This window comes from Actinomadura sp. J1-007 (genome assembly GCF_009793335.1).
GTDB lineage: Bacteria > Actinomycetota > Actinomycetes > Streptosporangiales > Streptosporangiaceae > Spirillospora > Spirillospora yumaensis.
In genome coordinates, this window is record NZ_WING01000001.1 from 2,561,017 (window position 1) to 2,578,783 (window position 17,767).

A 17,767-nucleotide genomic window follows, 5' to 3' on the forward strand; every position below is an offset into this window, starting at 1 on the left:
GACGGAGCCTATGCGGTGATGGCGGTCACACGGCCAGATAGCCTCCGTCCACCGGAAGGATCGCGCCGTTGACGTACGACGCGGCGGGCGAGCAGAGGAACGCGACGACCGCCGCGATCTCGCGCGGGCGCCCGTACCGCCCGGCCGGGATGCGCGCGCGGACGGCCTCGGCGGCGGGCGGGTCGTCCAGCAGCCCGCGGGCGAGGGGCGTGACGACGAACCCGGGCGCGACCGCGTTCACCCGGACGCCGTCGGCGGCGTACTCGGCGGCGAGGGAGCGGGTGAGCTGCGAGATCCCGCCCTTGCTGGCGCTGTAGGCGGGCCGGTCCCGGCTCCCGGCGAACGCGAACATCGACGAGACGTTCACGATCGCCCCGCCCTCGCCCGCCGCGAGGCAGGGCCGGGCGGCCTGGCAGGCGACCATGGTCGCGGTGAGGTTGACCTCCAGGACGCGGCGCCAGCGGGCGAGGTCGTACTCGTCGCGGTCGTGGCTGACGCCCGCGCAGTTGACCAGGGCGTCCAGGCGGCCCGCGCCCGCGATCAGGTCCGTCAGCCCGCCGCCGTCCAGCACGTCGTGCTCCACCACGCGGACGCCCGGGTGGACGGGCGCCTCGCCCCCGGCGGCGGGGCGCAGGCCGAGCGCGGTGACCTCCGCGCCCAGCTCGGCGAGCAGCACGGCGGTCGCCGCGCCGATCCCGGACGTCCCGCCCGTCACGAACGCGCGGCGCCCGGCGAACAGCCCGGCCTCGAATCCCTCGTTCACGGCCGCACCAGCACCTTGATCTCCTCCTTGGCGTTCAGCAGGGCCTCGAAGCCGTCGCGGACGACGTCGTCGAGCGCGACGGTCGAGGTCACGATGGGGGTGAGGTCGAGTCCCTCCTCGGCGACCAGCCTGATCAGCTCGGGGTGGACGTCGCGGTAGCCGACCGACCCGATGATCGACTGCTCGTTGTTGACCAGGGCGAACGCGTCGAGCGCGAACGTCCCGCCGAGGCCGACCAGCACGACCCGGCCGCCGCGCCGGGTGGCGGCGAGGCAGTCGCGCAGCGTGCCCTCGGTGCCGACGGCCTCGAACGCCACGTCGGCGGCGCCGCCCGGGAGGCCGCCCGCGTCCAGGGCCTCGGCCGCGCCGAGGCGCAGGGCGAGGTCGCGCCGCCGGGCGGACGGGTCGCAGGCGACGACGCGGCCCGCCCCGTACCGGACGGCGAGCCGTACGACCAGCAGCCCGATCGGGCCGAGGCCCGCGACCGCGACCGTCTCCCCGTCGCGCAGCCCGGACCGGCGCAGCGCGTGCAGCGCGACCGCGGCGGGCTCGAACACGGCCGCCTGTTCGAGGGAGACCCCGTCGGGCAGCCGGTGCAGCATGTAGGACGGCACGACGGCCCGTTCGGCGAGGCCGCCGTCGCCCATCAGCCCGGCGAACCCGAAGTGGCGGCACAGGTTGTACTCCCCCGCCAGGCAGCGCGGGCAGTCGCCGCAGCGGTAGTGCGGCTCGACCGCGACGCGGTCGCCGGGCCGGACGCCGGTCACACCGGGCCCGACCTCCGCGACCGTGCCGCAGAACTCGTGCCCGAGCGTCAGCGGCGCCTCGCGCCCCGACTCGGGGTGCGGCTCGTCCACGGGGATGGCGTGCGGCCCGTCGGCGTACTCGTGCAGGTCGCTGCCGCAGATCCCGCAGTACGCGACGTCGAGCGCGACCTCTCCGGGGCCGGGGGCGCCGAGCGGGACGTCCTCCACGCGGACGTCGCGCGCCCCGTACCAGACCGCCGCCTTCACGCGCCCACCGCCTCGGCCGCGGCGCGGCGGCGCAGGACGGCCGGGGCCGTCTCGCGCAGCGCGAACGACAGCGCGACGACGATCGCGGCTCCGCCGGCCGCGATGAACATGGCGGCCTGGAGCCCCCACGCGTCGGACGCCCAGCCCGCGACGAGCGGGCCGAGGAAGCCTCCGGCCAGCTCGCCCACGCCCATGATCACGCCGAGCGCGGTGGCGAGCGCGCCGCGCGGGACGGTCTCGGCCGGGATCGTCGCCATGATCAGCGTGAAGCAGCCGAGCCCGGTGTAGGTGAGGATCATCAGCGCGCCGAGCAGCACCGGGCTGCCGACGTACACCACGGCGACCGGGCAGCACACCGCGAGCGCGGTGAACCCGATCAGCGCGGGCTTGCGGCCCACCCGGTCGGAGATCGCGGGCGTCGCGAAGCCCCACAGCACCCAGGCGACGCCGAGGCAGGTCATGACCGCGCTCATCGTTCCCGAGCTCCAGCCCTTCTCGTCGGTCAGGTACTTCGGCGTGAACGTGATCAGCGTGACGAACCAGGTGAGGTAGCAGCAGGCGATCAGCATGCAGATCACCACGTTGCGCAGCCGCAGGACCTCGCGGGCCGGGACCTTCGGGGCCGGCCGGACCTCCTGGGCCTCCGCGGCGGCCGCCGGGCCGTTCGCCTCTGCGCGGGGCGCGCGTTCGAGCACGTACCTGGCGATCAGCGCGGTGATGATCACCCCGGGGACGATGGTGACGAAGAACGCCGTCCGCCAGCCGAACGCGTCGGCGAGGCGCACCACGACGATCGGGGCGAGGATGCCGCCGAGCAGCCCCGCCGACGAGCCCTGGAGCAGGCCCATGTTGAGGCCGCGCCGCGACTCCCGGGACGCCTCCACCATCAGCGACTGCGCCATCGGCAGCACCGCGCCCTCGGCGGTGCCCATCAGGGCGCGGGCCGCGAGCAGCCCGGCGAAGCCCGTCATCAGGCCGGACGCCGAGGAGAACAGCGAGAACAGCAGGACCGCCGCGACGAGGATCGGCTTGCGCCGTCCGAGGCGGTCCGACAGGCTCCCGGCGAACATCCCGGCCAGCGCCCACGTCAGCGCGAGCACCCCGGACAGGACGCCGAGCTGCGAGTTGGACAGGCCGAAGTCGTCGTCCATGTACGGCGCGAGGAACGCCAGGGCCTGCCGGTCGAAGAAGACGAAGCCGAAGGCCAGGAACAGGATGGCCAGCAGCCTGTTCTCGTACCGGTCGGCGTCGGCGGGAGCGTCCCGGATGAGCGTGTCGGCCATCGGTCAGCGGAACAGGGAGTTGACGTAGTCCGCGCCCAGCCCGACCTCGTCGTAGTGCTTGCGGCACATGTCGATGTAGTCGTGGACGTCGAAGTAGCCCTCCGGGTCGCCGTTCTCGTCCAGCCACACCAGCGGGCCCTTGACGATGAACAGCGTCTTCATCGGCTCCTCGTGCTCGTACGCGACGAGGGTGTGGCCCTCGCCGGGCGCCTCGTAGATGAAGTCTCCGGCGGTCGCGGTCCAGGGCCGTTCGAGGTAGCCCCACTTGCCCGAGATCGTGTAGGCGAAGACCTCGTGCGGGTGGTAGTGCCGGTTGACCAGCCCGGCCTGCTTCGCCCGCAGGATGTCGGACCAGGTGTTGTCCTTGACGTTGATCCACAGCGGCCTGGAGCCGACCGTCTCGGTGAACGGCACGTAGTAGCGGTCGTCGTCGGTGGCGACCTTGGACAGGTACACCTCCGGCAGCGCGTCCGGCTTCTGCGAGTTCTCGATCGGCTTGAGGTTCTTCCAGAACTCCGAACCTGGGGTTTCCGGCATGTGAACGACTCCTCTCACGTTCGCGTTGCCGTGAGTGAACCCCGTTCGCGCCGGTCCCGTCTTTCCCGTGGCGGACGTCACCGTTTGCACGTCTCAGACATCGCCGCGGCATCGCCCGCGCCGTCCCCGGCGGGTGATCTCCGCCACGCTTCGAGCGGGCCTCCAGCGGGCGTGGAGGAGATCTCCACTGGACATGGAGGGAACCGGGGATCATGGGACGAGGCGGTGTGACACAGATCCTCGCGCGCCGAGGAAATATTCGGGGCCGACCGCGCCTTGGACTTCTCTGCGTACGCGGGTCGTCCCCGCCGGCCCGCCATCCGCATCTGACGACGCTCCCCCCGCGCGCCGCGCGACGCCGACGTCCGCGACGCCGACCGCCCGACGAACCGTACGAACGACCACGCACGAACGACCACGACTCAATCCCGCACGCCCTCCGCACGCCCTCCGCACGAACGATCACGCCTCCCGCCCGAACGTTCGAGCTCCCGCCGACGCGCCGCCTACCGGCGCCCCCGACCCCCTTGGAGTCCTCAGGCATGGCCCAGTCCGAGACCGCCGCCCAGCCCACCGTCCTGCGCGACGGCCGCCCGCCCGAGGGCGACGGCCGCGGCGGGGGCGGCGGGATGATCGCGGTCCTCGCGTTCTCGGGGATCGTCGTGGCGGTCATGCAGACCCTGCTCGTCCCGATCATCGCCGAGCTGCCGCACCTGCTGTCGACCTCCGCCGCCAACGCGACCTGGGTGATGACCGCGACGCTGCTCGCCGGCGCGGTCGCCACGCCGATCATGGGACGGCTCGGCGACCTGTTCGGCAAGCGCCGGATGCTGCTGGCCAGCCTCGCGCTGATGGTGGTCGGCTCGCTGATCGCCGCCGTGTCGTCCGACCTCGTCCCGGTCGTGACCGGGCGCGCGCTCCAGGGCTTCGCGATGGGCGCGATCCCGCTCGGCATCAGCATCATGCGCGACGAGCTGCCGCCGCACCGGCTCGGCTCCGCGATGGGGCTGATGAGCTCGTCCATCGGCATCGGCGGCGCACTCGGGCTGCCCGGCGCGGCGTTCGTCGCGCAGCACGCCGACTGGCACGCGCTGTTCTACACCTCTGCGGGGCTCGGCGTGCTCTCCATGGCGCTGACGCTGGTCTTCGTGCCGGAGTCGGGCGTCCGCGCGCCGGGACGGTTCGACGTCCTCGGCGCGGTCGGCCTGTCGGCCGCCCTGGTCTGCTTCCTGCTCCCGATCACCAAGGGCGACCAGTGGGGCTGGGCCAGCCCGACCACGCTCGGCTTCTTCGGCGGCGCCGCGGTGCTGTTCCTGCTGTGGGGCATCCTGGAGCTGCGGATCGACAGCCCGCTGGTCGACCTGCGCACCACCGCCCGCCGCCAGGTGCTGCTCACCAACGTCGCCTCGGTGATGATCGGCGTCGCGTTCTACGCCATGTCGCTGGTGCTGCCGCAGATCATGGAGCTGCCGACCGCGACCGGGTACGGCCTCGGCGAGTCCCTCGTCGTCGCCGGGCTCGCGATGGCGCCGATGGGCCTGGCGATGATGCTGGTCTCGCCGCTGTCGGCGCGGCTGACCGCCGCCCGCGGCCCGAAGACGTCCCTGATGCTGGGCCTGCTGATCATCGGCACCGGGTACGGCGTCGGGCTGTTCATGATGGGCGCGCTCTGGCAGATCGTCGTGGTCGTCACGATCATCGGCACCGGCATCGGCTTCGGCTACTCCGCCCTGCCCGCGCTGATCATCGGCGCGGTCCCGCCGTCGGAGACCGGCGCGGCCAACGGCCTGAACGCCCTGATGCGGTCCATCGGCACGTCGGTGTCGAGCGCCGTGGTGGGCATGGTGCTGGCCCGCATGACGACCTCGTTCCACGGCACCCCGCTGCCCAACATGGACGGCTTCCGCGCCGCGTTCCTCATCGCGACCGGCGCGTCCCTCATCGGCCTGGTCCTCGCCGCGCTGCTGCCGTCCCAGCGCCGCCGCTCCGCCGCGCACGCCGGAGCCCCCGCTCCCGGCGCGCCGTCCGGCACCGGCGCGACCGCCGCGACGGCCGCTCCCGCGGCCTTCGCCGGGGGCAGGACGGTCCTGCGCAGCGTGCAGGGCCAGGTGCTGAGCGGCGGACGTCCCGTCGCGGGCGCCGCGGTGACGCTGATCGACGCGCAGGGCCGCCAGGTCGCGCACGCCGTCAGCGGCGGCAGCGGCGGCTACGAACTGAACGTCGCCGAGGAGGGCCGGTTCCTCCTGGTCGGCTCAGCGTCCGGCTACCGCCCCGAGGCCGCGCCCCTCGCGGTCGCGGACGAGCCGATCGACCTGGACCTCGTGCTGTCCGGCACGGGCGGCCTGCGCGGAACGGTCCGCGGCGCCCGTCCGGAAGGCGAGGCCCCGGCCCCGCTCGGCGACGCCACGGTCGTCGCCGCCGACGGCAACGGGCACGTGGTGGCGTCGGCGACGACCGGCCCGGACGGCTCGTTCGAGATGGCCGACCTGATCCCCGGCGGCTACACGCTGGCCGTCCGCGCGGCGGGCCACCGCCCGTCCGCCCTCCAGGCCACGGTGAACGGCGACGGGCCGCACGACCAGGACGTCGTCCTGGAGCCGCTGACGGCCGTCGCCGGCACCGTGCGCGGCTTCGACGACCGGCCCCTCGCCGACATCCGCGTGTCCCTGCTCGACAAGGCGGGGAACGTCGTCGCCACCACCGCCACGGCGGAGGACGGGACGTACGCGTTCAGCGACGTGACCGGCACCGACTACACCTTGGTCGCGACCGGGTACGCGCCGGTCGCCGCGTCCGTCACCCTCACCGGCACCGGCCTGGACTCGGTCGACCTGCGCCTGACCCACCAGACGCGCGACCTCAGCAGGAACGACTGATCCGCGCCCCGTCGAACGGCGCCCCCGCCGGACGCCCGGCGCAGCGGCCGAGCGCCCGGCGGGGGCTGCGGGGGCTGCGGATCAGGACGCGAGCGGGTCCTGGCCGTTCTTGAGGCGCACCGCGAACGTCTTCAAGGCGTCCAGGGCCCGCAGGTACGGCATCGGGCCGAACGAGACGCGGGCCACGCCGAGCGAGGCCAGCTCCCGGACGTCGGTGCCGTTGGCGTTGATCGGGCCCGGCAGCTCCTTGGCGAGGACGGCGACCGCGTCGACCGGCGCCATGATCGGGTACACGCAGTCGGCGCCGGCCTCGAAGTAGCGCCGGCCCCGCTCGATCGCCGCGTCCACCGCGTCCGGGGCCTTGGTGATGAACGTGTCGACCCGGGCGTTGACCACCAGGTCGGGCGCGGCGGCGCGGAACGCGGCCAGGTAGTCGGCCTGGGCCGACGCCTCGACCAGCGCGCCGCCCCGGGAGTCCTCCAGGTTGCAGCCGGACGCGCCGATCGCCACGAGGCGTTCGGCGAGCTCGGCGGGGGCCAGGCCGTACCCGGCCTCGGCGTCCACCGTGACCGGGACGTGCGCGGCGCGGATCACGCGGCCGGCGGCGGCGAGCATCTCCTCGGCGGGCGCGCCCTCGTGGTCCTCGTAGCCGAGCATGGCGGAGATGGACGCGCTCGCGGTCGCGAGCGCGGGGAACCCGGCCTCCTCGACGATCGCGGCGCTCGCCGCGTCCCAGACGTTCGGCAGGACCAGCGGGTCGCCGGGCACGTGCAGGTCCCGGAGGCGGGTCGTGAGTTCGGTCATCTCAGCTCCTTCGTTTGCAAGGAGACTCCGCCGGACGCCGCTTTGTGACATCGGCCCGGTCGGCGGCGGGCCCTGGCGCGGTCAGCGGCGGACCTTGACGCGGTGGATGCGGACGGGCTTGGCGGGCTCGCCGTCGCCCGGACCGTTCTCGCCGGGGATGATGCCGACCTTCACGATCCGGTCGAGGACGCGCAGGCCGCGGGTGACCTTGCCGAGGACGGTGTAGGCGGGCGGGATGTTGGCGTGCGAGTGCACCAGGAAGAACTGGCTGCCGTTGGTGTCGGGCCCCCAGTTGCCCATGGCGACCGTCCCGCGCGGGTACGTCTCCTTGCCGGTGAGCTCGTCGTCGAACCTGTAGCCGGGCCCGCCCTTCTCCGCCGCCCAGATGTCGCCGCACTGGAGGACGCCGAGCCGTTCGGAGTTGGTGAGCCGCCAGCAGCGCGTGCGGTCGTAGAAGTCCTGGCGCGCGAGGCTGGTGAAGTTGTGCACGGCGCAGGGGGCGTTGCGCCGGTCCATCTCGATGCGGATGTCGCCGAAGTTGGTCTCCAGGACCACGTCCACCGTCCCGCGCGCGCGCGCCTTCGACCGCGGCGGCCGGACGGGCTTGGCGGCGGGGTTGTCCGGCGTCGGGGTGAACGTGCACCGCACCTTGTGCCCGCCGTGCCCGCCGTGCCCGCCGTGCCCGCCGTGCCCGCCGTGCCCGCCGTACGCGGAGGCGGTACGCCCGGGGCTCTGGGGGAGGCGGCCTGCGCGGGCGACGCGTAGGCGGGTGCGGTGGCGAGGAGGGGGGCGCCTAGGGCGACGGCCAGGGCGGCGGGGGCTGTCCAGCGCGTTCTCATGGCGCCCAACCTAGTGATCACGTTCGCGGCGGGATATTGGCAGATTCCGACGAACCGGCGGCGGGACGCCCCGGCGCGGACGGCCGCCCGCCCGCTCGGTTAGCGTCGAGGTGATCAAAAGGCCCGTACCTGACGAGGGAGTCAGCATGCTGCCGTGGTCCGCCGAACTCGCCGGTCGCCTGGACGACCATGTCCTCAGCAGCGAACTGCTGCGCGGCAACCCGCTCGGGGACCCGAGCGACCGCCCCCTGCTGGTGTACGTCCCGCCCGGCTACGACGACGATCCCGGCCGCCGCTACCCCTCGGTGTACGTGATCACGGGGTTCACCGGGCACGTCGGGATCTGGCGCAACCGGACGCCGTTCCGCCGGACGTTCCCCGAGACCGCGGACGCGGTGTTCGCGAGCGGGGAGGCGCCGCCCGCGCTCGTGGTGTTCGTGGACGCCTGGACGGCCCTCGGCGGCAGCCAGTTCGTCGACTCGCCCGGCACCGGGCCGTACCACTCCTACCTGTGCGACGAGGTCGTGCCGTGGGTGGACGCCCACTACCGCACGCTGGACGCGCCCGAGCACCGCGCGATCAGCGGCAAGTCCAGCGGCGGCTACGGCGCGATGATCACCCCGATGCTGCGGCCCGACCTGTTCGGAGCCCTCGCGACGCACGCGGGCGACGCCCTCTTCGAGTACTGCTACCTGACCGAGTTCCCGAAGTGCGTCCGGCACCTGCGCGCCTACGGCGGCGACATCTCGCGGTGGTGGGACGACTTCCAGGGGCGCACGTCGTTCACCAAGCCGGGGGACGACGACCTGCTCAACATGCGCGCCATGGCGGCGTGCTACACGGCGAAGGACGACGGCACGCCCGAGCTGCCGTTCGACCCGGTGACGGGCGTGCTCCGGCCGGACGTGTGGGAGCGCTGGCTCGCCTGGGACCCGGTGCGGATGGTGCCCGAGAGCGCCGACGCGATGCGCTCCCAGCGGGCGATCTGGATCGACGGGGGCCGCCGGGACGAGTGGTTCCTGGACGTCGGCGCCGAGGCGTTCCGGGCGGCGCTGCTCGCCGAGGGCGTCTCCGAGGACGTGATCCGGTTCGAGCTGTTCGACGCGGGGCACGGCGGTATCGACTACCGCTACCCGATGGCCCTCTCCTGGCTCTGCCGGCGCATCGCCCCCACCGGCTGACGACCGCCGCAAGCCGAATCCGGAAAGGGCCGCGAGAGTTCCAAACGCGCTGGCCGAATACGGTCGCCCGCTCCGATCACGCGAACCGCCTCCCAGGCAGGGAGGCGGTTCGCGCGTTTCCATCGACGAATTCGTAATTTGTGAAAATCCAGTACCGAATGGATTCGTTGACACCCGACATCCGCCACGGTGCACTTCTGGGCAGCTCATCCGGATGAGTCTCACGTCCCCCCCACACTCCCCTGTCCCCGCCAGGCGGTTCGCCGATGTCACCGACGTCGACGGACGGCGCGGAACGTTCTCACGAGGAACGCCGCGGCGCCCGTACGCCCGGCGGGGGACTCCGTGGAAGGAGCACCCCCTGTGAGACACCAGACCGCGCTCGGGGCGGCGGCCGTGGCCGTCGGCCTCGCCGTGGCGATGTCGGCCCCCGCCACAGGCGCGACGACCCGTACCGCCGCCGCGCCGCCGAAGCCGGACCCCCGGACGACGGCGGCAGCCTCGGCGGACCGGTTCGTCGTGGCCAAGCCCGCATCGTTCCGCACGTCCAAGCAGGACCGCGTGGTCCGCCGCGGCGTGACGTCCGGGGCCGGCGGGCTCCAGTACGTCGCCTACGACCGGACCTACAAGGGCCTTCCGGTGTACGGCGGCGACTTCGTCGTCACCACCAACTCGACCGGCGCCGTCCTCAGCAGCACCGTCGCGCAGCGGCAGACGCTGGACGTCGGCACGAAGGCGACCGTGTCCGCGGCGCAGGCGGCCAAGACCTCCCGCGCCCGCGTGACCAAGGTGGACTCGGCGACCGCGCCGAAGCTCACGGTCCTCGCCGAGGGCACCGGCAAGCTCGTCTACGAGACCGTCGTCAGCGGGACGCAGAAGAAGCGCCCGACGAAGCTGCACGTCCTCGTGGACGCGAAGACGGGCAAGGTCGCGAGCACCTGGGACGAGGTCCGGGACGCCGCCGACGACAGGAGCAACTACCACGGCACCGTCGACCTCAGCACCGCGGCGACGTCGATGCAGGACCCGAACCGTTCCGGCATCCGCTGCGGCGGCCAGAACGGCCAGACCTACACCGGCACCGACAGCGCCTGGGGCAACGGCAGCGGCACCGACCTGGAGACCGCCTGCGTCGACGCCCTCTACGCCGTCCAGAAGGAATGGGACATGCTGGGCGCCTGGCTCGGGCGCAACGGCATCAACGGCAGCGGCGGCGGGTTCCCGGCGCGCGTCGGCCTCGCCGACGTCAACGCGTACTGGAACGGCAGCTACACCAGCTTCGGCCACAACCAGGCCAACACCAAGCAGGCGACCCCGATCGACGTCGTCGCGCACGAGTTCGGCCACGCCGTCTTCACCACCACCCCCGGCGGCGACAGCGGCGGGAACGGCAACGAGAAGGGCGGCATGAACGAGTCGGCCGGCGACATCTTCGGCGCGCTGACCGAGCACTACGTGAACGAGCCCGCCCAGTACGACCCGCCGGACTACCTGGTGGGCGAGGAGGTCGACCTGGTCGGCCAGGGCCCGATCCGCAACATGTACAACCCGTCCGCGCTGGGCGACCCGAACTGCTACTCGTCCTCCATCCCGAGGACCGAGGTGCACTCGGCCGCCGGCCCGCAGAACCACTGGTTCTACCTGCTGGCCGAGGGCTCGAACCCGGGCAACGGCAAGCCGACCAGCCCGACGTGCGACGGTTCGACCGTCACCGGCATCGGCGTGCAGAAGGCCGGCCAGATCTTCATGGGCGGCCTGAACCGCAAGGTCACCTCGTGGAGCCACGCGCGGGCGCGCGTCGAGACCGTCAACGCCGCGAACCAGCTCTTCCCGACCTCGCGCACCGAGTGCGAGGCGGTCAAGAAGGCGTGGACCGCGGTCAGCGTCCCGCAGCAGAGCGGTGAGGCGGCCTGCACCGGCACCGGGCAGCCCGACTTCCAGCTCACGGTCACCCCGGGCTCCGGCTCGGCGCAGGCCGGCGGCACGGCCACGGCGTCGATCGGCACCCAGACCACCAGCGGCTCCGCGCAGCAGGTGACCCTGTCGGCGACGAGCCAGCCGGCCGGGCCGACCGCGACGTTCTCCCCGGCGACGGTCACCTCCGGCCAGTCGTCCACGATGACGGTGAACGTCCCCGCCGGCACGCCCGACGGCACGTACACCCTGACGGTCCTCGGTCACGGCAGCGTCGACCGTACGGCCACGTACAAGCTGACCGTCGGGGACGGCACCCCGGGCGAGGTCTACTCCGACGACTTCGAGTCCGGGCAGGGCTGGACGGTCAACCCGGAGGGCGGCGACACCGCCACCTCGGGCGCGTGGGAGCGCGGCACGCCGCAGCCGACCAGCTACAGCGGCACCAACCTCCAGATCGCCGCGGCCGGCGGCAGCAACGACCTGGTGACGGGCGCGGCCGCGTCCGGCTCCGACGCCGGCGGCAACGACCTGGACGGCGGCACCAGCAGCGTCCAGTCGCCCGCGATCGCGCTGCCGAGCGGGACGCTGACGCTGACGTTCTCCTGGTACCTGGCGCACCTGAACAACTCGGGTTCCACCGACTACCTGCGCGTGCGGGTCGTCGGGCCGAACGGCACCAGCACCGTCCTCAACCAGGCCGCGTCGGCGGCGAACCGGGCCGGGTCGTGGCAGAACGCCACCTACGACCTGAGCCCGTACGCCGGGCAGTCGGTCCGCATCGTCGTGGACGCCGCGGACGCCGGCGCCGCCAGCCTCGTCGAGGCCGGCCTCGACAACGTCAAGATCAGCAAGTCCTGACCCTCCCCCATCCCCCCTGAACTCGGCTCGCGGCGGGCTCCGCCGCCCGCTCCTGCGGCCCGCCGCGAGCCGACACCACCTGGAGGAACGATGAGATCGCGCATGCTCGCGACCGCGGGGGCGGTCAGCCTGGCCCTGTCGCTGTCGGCCGCGGTGCCCGCGTCCGCCCTGACGTCCGGCCCGGCGCGTCCGAGCCCGGCCGTGAAGGCGCCCCCGGACATCCCGCTCGCCAACGTCAAGGCCCACCTGTCCCAGCTCCAGTCGATCGCGAACGCCAACGGCGGCAACCGCGCCCACGGGCGTCCCGGCCACAAGGCGACGATCGACTACATCAAGGGCAAGCTGGACGCCGCCGGGTTCCAGACGGCGATCCAGACGTTCAGCTACGGCGGCGCCACCGGCTACAACCTGATCGCCGACTGGCCGGGCGGCGACGCCAACAACGTGCTGATGACCGGCGCGCACTCCGACAGCGTGACCGCCGGCCCCGGCATCAACGACAACGGGTCGGGCTCGGCCGCGATCCTGGAGACGGCGCTCGCCGTCGCGCGGGAAGGCCTCAAGCCCGCCAAGCACCTGCGGTTCGGCTGGTGGGGCGCGGAGGAGCTGGGCCTGATCGGGTCCAACTACTACGTCAACAACCTGCCGTCCGCCGAGCGCTCGAAGATCAAGGGCTACCTCAACTTCGACATGGTCGGCTCGCCCAACCCCGGCTACTTCGCCTACGACGGCGACGGGTCGAGCGGCAGCGGCGGCCCGGCCGGGTCCGCCGAGATCGAGAACGTGCTGCGCGCGTACTTCTCGTCCATCAACGTGGCGGTCCGCGACACCGCGTTCGACGGGCGTTCGGACTACGGCGGCTTCATCCGGTACGGCATCCCGGCCGGAGGCATGTTCACCGGCGCGGAGGGCCGCAAGACCTCCGCCGAGGCGCAGCTCTGGGGCGGCCAGGCGGGCGTCGCGTACGACCGCTGCTACCACTCGTCGTGCGACACCTCGTCCAACATCAACGACCCGGCGCTCGACCGCAACGCCGACGCGATCGCCTACGCCGTCTGGACGCTCGCGGGCGGGGGCGGCGAACCGCCCGGCGACACCGTCTACGCCGACGACCTCGAAGCCGACACGGGCTGGACGGCGAACGCGGGCGGCTCCGACACCGCGACGTCCGGCCGGTTCGAGCGCGCCGTCCCGCAGACGACGACGTACTCGGGCACCACCCTGCAACTGCCCGGGAACTCGGGCAGCACCGCGCTGGTGACCGGGTCGTCCGCCGGCGCGGACGCGGGCGCGAACGACATCGACGGCGGCACGACGAGCATCCAGTCGGCGCCGATCTCCGTGCCCGCGGGCTCGAAGACGCTGTCGTTCTCCTGGTACCTCGCCCACCTGAACAACGCGTCGAGCAGCGACTACCTGCGGGTGCGCGTCGTCGGCCCGAACGGCACGACGACCGTCCTCGACCAGGCCGCGTCGGCGGCGAACCGGGCCGCGGCGTGGCAGCCGAAGACGGCGGACATCTCGGCCTACGCGGGCCAGTCCGTGCGCATTCAGGTCGAGGCCGCGGACGCCGGGGGCGCGAGCCTCGTCGAGGCCGGACTGGACGACATCAAGATCACCAAATAGCGGAGTCGCCGCAGCTCGGGGGATGGTTTCAGAACATTCCATCCCCCGAGTTACAAAAGTTGAAAATCCAGGACCAAATGGATTGATTGACATCGACTACCCCTAAGGGGTGCACTTCTGCACAACTCAACCGGTTGAGCCGTCCACCCCCCATCCCGGGCGCGGACCCGGACTCCCCTCCCTCCGGACCGCGCCGAGCCAAGCGCCGCGTGCCCCCGCCACAGGCGCTCGCGGATGCGGCCACCCCCGCCTGGCCGCATCCGCGTACGAACCCTGCGGGCTCCTCAGTCAACGCCGGCCGCCCCGATCCGCGGAGAGCTCCCACAAGGACCCCCGCGGCGCGGAGGCCCGTCCGGCCCGTGGAAGGAGCAACCCCCCGTGCGACACCAGTCCGCGATCGGTTCGGCGGCCATCGCCGCCTGTCTCGCGGTGGCGATGGCGGCACCCGCCACCGCGTCCGCGTCATCCGCGCCCCCCGCGCCGTCCCCGGCGACCGCGGCCGACCGCTTCGTCGCGTCAGGCCAGGCCCAGATCAAGGCGTCCCCGAAGGACCGCGTCGTCCGCAAGGGCGTCACGACCGGCGCCGGCGGCCTCACCCACATCTCGTACGAGCGCACCTACGCCGGACTGCCCGTCCAGGGCGGCGACTTCGTCGTGACCACCGACGCGTCCGGCAAGGTCCTCGGGACCGCGGTCAACCAGACCGCCCCGCTCTCGGTCACCACCACCCCGAAGGTCAGCGCGGCGACCGCCGCCAAGGCCGCGGCCCGCCGGCTCCCCGGAGCCAAGGCCACGAAGCCCACCCTGACCGTCCTGGCCCAGGGCAGCGGACGCCTCGCCTACGAGACCGTCCTCTACGGCGTGAAGGGCTCGTACGGCTCGTTCGCCCCGAACGGCTCCTACGGAACGAAGAGCGCGCACGGACCGAAGGGGTCCTACGGAACCAAGAGCGCACACGGACCGAAGGGCTCCTACGGCTCCGCGTCCTTCGACGGGTCGTACGGCCTCGACGGCTCCTACGGGACGCCCTCGATCCTGCACGTCTACGTGGACGCCGCCACCGGCAAGTACATCTCCCAGTGGGACGAGGTGGTCGCGGCCGACGACGACCAGAGCTTCTACCACGGCGGCCGCAACAAGCCGACCTCGATCGCCACCACCCAGTCCGGCGGCACGTACACCATGCGCGACCCGTCCCGTACGGGCATCAGCTGCGGCAACCAGAGCGGGACCGTCTACAGCGGCACCGACGACGCCTGGGGCAACGCGGTCGGCAACAACCTCGAGACCGCCTGCGTCGACGCCCTCAAGGCCGCCCAGTCCGAGTACGACATGGTCAAGACCTGGCTGGAGCGCAACGGCCTCGACGGCAACGGGCGCGGCTGGCCCATGCGCGTCGGCCTCAACCAGGCCAACGCGTTCTGGAACGGCAGCTACGCCAACTTCGGCCGCAACAACGGCAACACCCGCCAGGCGACGCCCACCGACGTCGTCGCGCACGAGCTCGGCCACGGGATCTTCCAGTACACCCCCGGCGGCTCCGCGGGCAGCAACGAGAAGGGCGGGCTGAACGAGTCCACCGGCGACATCTTCGGCGCCCTCACCGAGTGGTACCTGAAGGAGCCCCGCGTCACCGAGCAGATCTCCGGCACGACGGCCCTGCTCAACTACGACCCGCCGGACTACGAGGTCGGCGAAGAGGTCAACCTGGTCGGCTCCGGCCCGATCCGCAGCATGTCGAACCCGTCCTCCATCAACGGGAACCCGAACTGCTACAGCTCCCGCGTGCCCCCCATGGAGGTCCACGCGGCGGCCGGAGTGCAGAACCACTGGTTCTACCTGCTGGCCGAGGGCTCCAACGCCAACGACCCGGGCAACGGCCGTCCGAACAGCCCGACCTGCAACAACTCGACGGTCACCGGCGTCGGCGTCCAGAAGGCCGGACGCATCTTCATGGAGACCCTCAACATGAAGACGTCGACCTGGACGCACGGCGCCGTGCGCAAGACGTCCCTCCAGGCCGTCATCAACCTGGTGCGCGTGGGCAAGGCCACCTGCACCGACTTCACGCGCACGCGGGACGCCTGGAACGCCGTCAGCGTCCCCGCGGCGAGCGGTGAGCCCACGACCTGCACGAGCTGACCGCACCGGCGGCCGCACGGGGCGACTCTCGGCCCTCCCCGTGCGGCCATTCCCCGCCCCCCGCCAGGACCCCCGGCGCCCCGCTCTCGGCGCCGGGGGTCCGCGCGTGTCGTACCCCCAGGTCACAATGGGGACATGTGCCGAAGCATCAAGACGCTCCGCCCGCCGTTCAGCGACGAGGTCACCGAGGACGACATGCGCGCCGCCGCCCTCCAGTACGTCCGCAAGGTCTCCGGCTTCCGCGCCCCGGCCGCGCACAACGCCGAGGCGTTCGACCGGGCCGTCGAGGAGATCACCCGTTCCACCGCCGAACTCCTGGAGACCCTCCAGGTCCGCGGCGGCGCGTCTCGGTAGTCGCGCAGGGCCCGCTGCCTCCGCGTGGGGGGTGAGGTGGCGCAGAGGGCCTCGCTGCGGGCTCCGGCCGGGTGCGTCCGCCCGTCGAGCTAGCGGAGGGCCAGGAAGATGTCGGCGCCTTCGTCGTGGTGGATCTCCAGGTCGGTCGTGTAGGCGCGGTCGATCCCCGGGTCGTCCCAGACCGAGCGCCACGCGCCGATCAGGGCCTGCGGCATCGGGCCGCGCGCCTCGATCCTGTAGCAGTTGGCGTCCGCGGGGACGCGGACGGCGACCAGGCCCTCGGGCATCCCGTCCACGCTCGTCACCGCGACACCGACGACCTGGGTGTACGCGCCCGTGTGGTCGCTCTCGTAGTCGGTGAGGACGGCGTAGAGGCGGTCGTCGGCCCGCGCGCGCACCTGGTCGAACGCGCCGGGCGCGGCCGCGCGGCGCCACAGGTCCGGCAGGAGGGCACGCTCGGGGTCCGCCTCGGCGGCGTTGGTCGTGCGCGCCACGTAGCCGACGATCTGGCGCGGGTCACGCGCGGCGATCTCTCCCATTCCCACAGGCTATCGCGCTGATCGCGGCGTCCCCGGCGCGGGCCCCGGCCGGGCGGGGGCAGGCGCGCGGCGGGGCCGACGGCCTTGACGGTCTGCATCACCGGGGCCGTCTCCAGGGAACGGATCGTTTCGAGCGCGCCCAGGCGGCGCGTCAGGTAGCGGTGCAGGGACGCCGGGTCGGGGCACAGGGCCTGGGCCACGAGGTTGGTGGGACCGGTCGTGGCGGCGACGAAGGCCAGTTCGTGGTGCTCGGCCAGGGTGGAAGCGACGCGGTCCAGATGGGCGGGCTCGACCGACATCCACAGCAGCGCCTGGGTCGTGACGCCGAGGAGCGTGTCGTCCACCTCGACGTCGAAGAAGACCGCGCCGCCGGCGCGCAGGTCGGCCAGGCGGCGCGCCACGGTGGCGGGCGCCCAGCCGGTCGCGGCGGCGAGGTCGCCCAGGGAGGCGCGCCCGTCGCGCTGGAGCGCCTTGAGGAGGGCCCCGTCGGAGTCGGCGAGCGCCTGCCCCGGGCCGGTGAACGCGGGCTCCAGGCGTTCGCGCTGGGCGGGGCTCAGGGTGCTCGTACGGCCGCGCCAGGCCGTGGGGCCGCCCAGATACATGTGCAGCAGGTGGTGGGCCGAGACGGCGGTGACGGCCGCCGTGCGCGGGATGTCGTGGAGCAGCAGCGCGTGGCTCGTCGCGGCGTGCACGACCGCGACGATCTCGGTGCCGCCCGACGCGAGCTTCACCCACGAGGTGTCGGCGCGGCGGGCGAGCGCCCGCGCGAGGTCCTGCGCCGCCTGCGGGCCCGCCGTGAGGCGGACGAGCCACTGCGCGTGCGCCGCGTGCGCGGGGTCGGCGAGCCCGACGACGCGCAGGCCCGCGGCGTCGCGCAGCCGCCGGTAGCGGCGGGCCACGGTCTGCGTCGAGACGTCCAGGACGGCGGCGATCCGGCTGAACGGCGCGCGTCCGTCGATGTGCAGGGCGTGGATCAGGCCGTGGTCGACCTCGTCGAGCATGTGACACATCCTCGTATCCGCGTCGCGATGTGGA

Annotated in this window: 13 protein-coding genes and 1 pseudogene; 6 read left to right on the forward strand and 8 right to left on the reverse strand. The window is 73.1% G+C overall.

All coding sequences use genetic code 11. The annotated features are described in order from the left end of the window. Nucleotides 1-25 precede the first annotated feature (25 nt). Genes GEV43_RS11585 through GEV43_RS11600 form a run of 4 tightly spaced genes read right to left on the reverse strand, consistent with a single transcriptional unit; the run spans nucleotide 26 to nucleotide 3,596 of the window. On the reverse strand, nucleotides 26-763 hold the full coding sequence (locus tag GEV43_RS11585) for an SDR family NAD(P)-dependent oxidoreductase (RefSeq protein ID WP_160820695.1): 738 nt from the start codon (nucleotides 761-763) through the stop codon (nucleotides 26-28). Then, nucleotides 760-1,776 (reverse strand): 2,3-butanediol dehydrogenase, encoded by a 1,017-nt coding sequence (locus GEV43_RS54785; protein ID WP_160820696.1) that lies wholly within the window; start codon nucleotides 1,774-1,776, stop codon nucleotides 760-762. The genes GEV43_RS11585 and GEV43_RS54785 overlap by 4 nt, the downstream gene beginning before the upstream one ends. Then, on the reverse strand, nucleotides 1,773-3,059 hold the full coding sequence (locus tag GEV43_RS11595; RefSeq protein WP_160820697.1) for an MFS transporter: 1,287 nt from the start codon (nucleotides 3,057-3,059) through the stop codon (nucleotides 1,773-1,775). The genes GEV43_RS54785 and GEV43_RS11595 overlap by 4 nt, the downstream gene beginning before the upstream one ends. Before the next feature lie 3 nt (nucleotides 3,060-3,062). After that, the gene (locus GEV43_RS11600) at nucleotides 3,063-3,596 is read right to left on the reverse strand and encodes a 2,4'-dihydroxyacetophenone dioxygenase family protein (protein WP_160820698.1); all 534 of its coding nucleotides are present in this window, start codon (nucleotides 3,594-3,596) and stop codon (nucleotides 3,063-3,065) included. 542 nt (nucleotides 3,597-4,138) lie between these two features. Between GEV43_RS11600 and GEV43_RS11605 the strand changes: the two genes are divergently transcribed. Continuing rightward, nucleotides 4,139-6,472, forward strand: a complete 2,334-nt coding sequence (locus tag GEV43_RS11605; protein ID WP_160820699.1) for an MFS transporter — start codon at nucleotides 4,139-4,141, stop codon at nucleotides 6,470-6,472. Between the two features lie 81 nt (nucleotides 6,473-6,553). On the opposite strand, the gene GEV43_RS11610 is transcribed toward GEV43_RS11605, so the two are convergent. Beyond that, nucleotides 6,554-7,276, reverse strand: coding sequence for an isocitrate lyase/phosphoenolpyruvate mutase family protein (locus GEV43_RS11610; protein WP_160820700.1), 723 nt, complete (start codon nucleotides 7,274-7,276; stop codon nucleotides 6,554-6,556). A gap of 81 nt (nucleotides 7,277-7,357) precedes the next feature. Next, nucleotides 7,358-7,924, reverse strand: coding sequence for a peptidylprolyl isomerase (locus GEV43_RS50010; protein ID WP_160820701.1), 567 nt, complete (start codon nucleotides 7,922-7,924; stop codon nucleotides 7,358-7,360). Between the two features lie 337 nt (nucleotides 7,925-8,261). Between GEV43_RS50010 and GEV43_RS11620 the strand changes: the two genes are divergently transcribed. The 5 genes from GEV43_RS11620 (at nucleotide 8,262) to GEV43_RS11640 (ending at nucleotide 16,193) form a co-directional block, all read left to right on the forward strand. Then, nucleotides 8,262-9,296, forward strand: coding sequence for an esterase family protein (locus tag GEV43_RS11620; protein WP_160820702.1), 1,035 nt, complete (start codon nucleotides 8,262-8,264; stop codon nucleotides 9,294-9,296). Between the two features lie 363 nt (nucleotides 9,297-9,659). Beyond that, nucleotides 9,660-12,071: a M4 family metallopeptidase gene (locus tag GEV43_RS11625; protein WP_309239595.1), complete on the forward strand. Its 2,412-nt coding sequence runs from the start codon at nucleotides 9,660-9,662 to the stop codon at nucleotides 12,069-12,071. Nucleotides 12,072-12,161: 90 nt separating this feature from the next. After that, on the forward strand, nucleotides 12,162-13,697 hold the full coding sequence (locus GEV43_RS11630; RefSeq protein WP_206681129.1) for a M28 family peptidase: 1,536 nt from the start codon (nucleotides 12,162-12,164) through the stop codon (nucleotides 13,695-13,697). 378 nt (nucleotides 13,698-14,075) lie between these two features. Then, nucleotides 14,076-15,839, forward strand: coding sequence for a M4 family metallopeptidase (locus GEV43_RS11635; RefSeq protein ID WP_160820704.1), 1,764 nt, complete (start codon nucleotides 14,076-14,078; stop codon nucleotides 15,837-15,839). A 135-nt stretch (nucleotides 15,840-15,974) separates the two neighbouring features. Beyond that, nucleotides 15,975-16,193 carry a DUF2277 domain-containing protein gene (locus tag GEV43_RS11640; RefSeq protein WP_160820705.1) on the forward strand — a complete coding sequence of 73 codons (219 nt, stop codon included), beginning with the start codon at nucleotides 15,975-15,977 and terminating at the stop codon, nucleotides 16,191-16,193. Between the two features lie 89 nt (nucleotides 16,194-16,282). Here the strand turns inward: GEV43_RS11640 and GEV43_RS11645 are convergent, their stop codons facing one another. Next, on the reverse strand, nucleotides 16,283-16,732 hold the full coding sequence (locus GEV43_RS11645) for a GyrI-like domain-containing protein (RefSeq protein WP_160820706.1): 450 nt from the start codon (nucleotides 16,730-16,732) through the stop codon (nucleotides 16,283-16,285). A gap of 101 nt (nucleotides 16,733-16,833) precedes the next feature. Continuing rightward, nucleotides 16,834-17,742, reverse strand: a pseudogene (locus GEV43_RS11650) (Lrp/AsnC family transcriptional regulator); the annotation flags it as partial. Nucleotides 17,743-17,767: the final 25 nt, after the last annotated feature.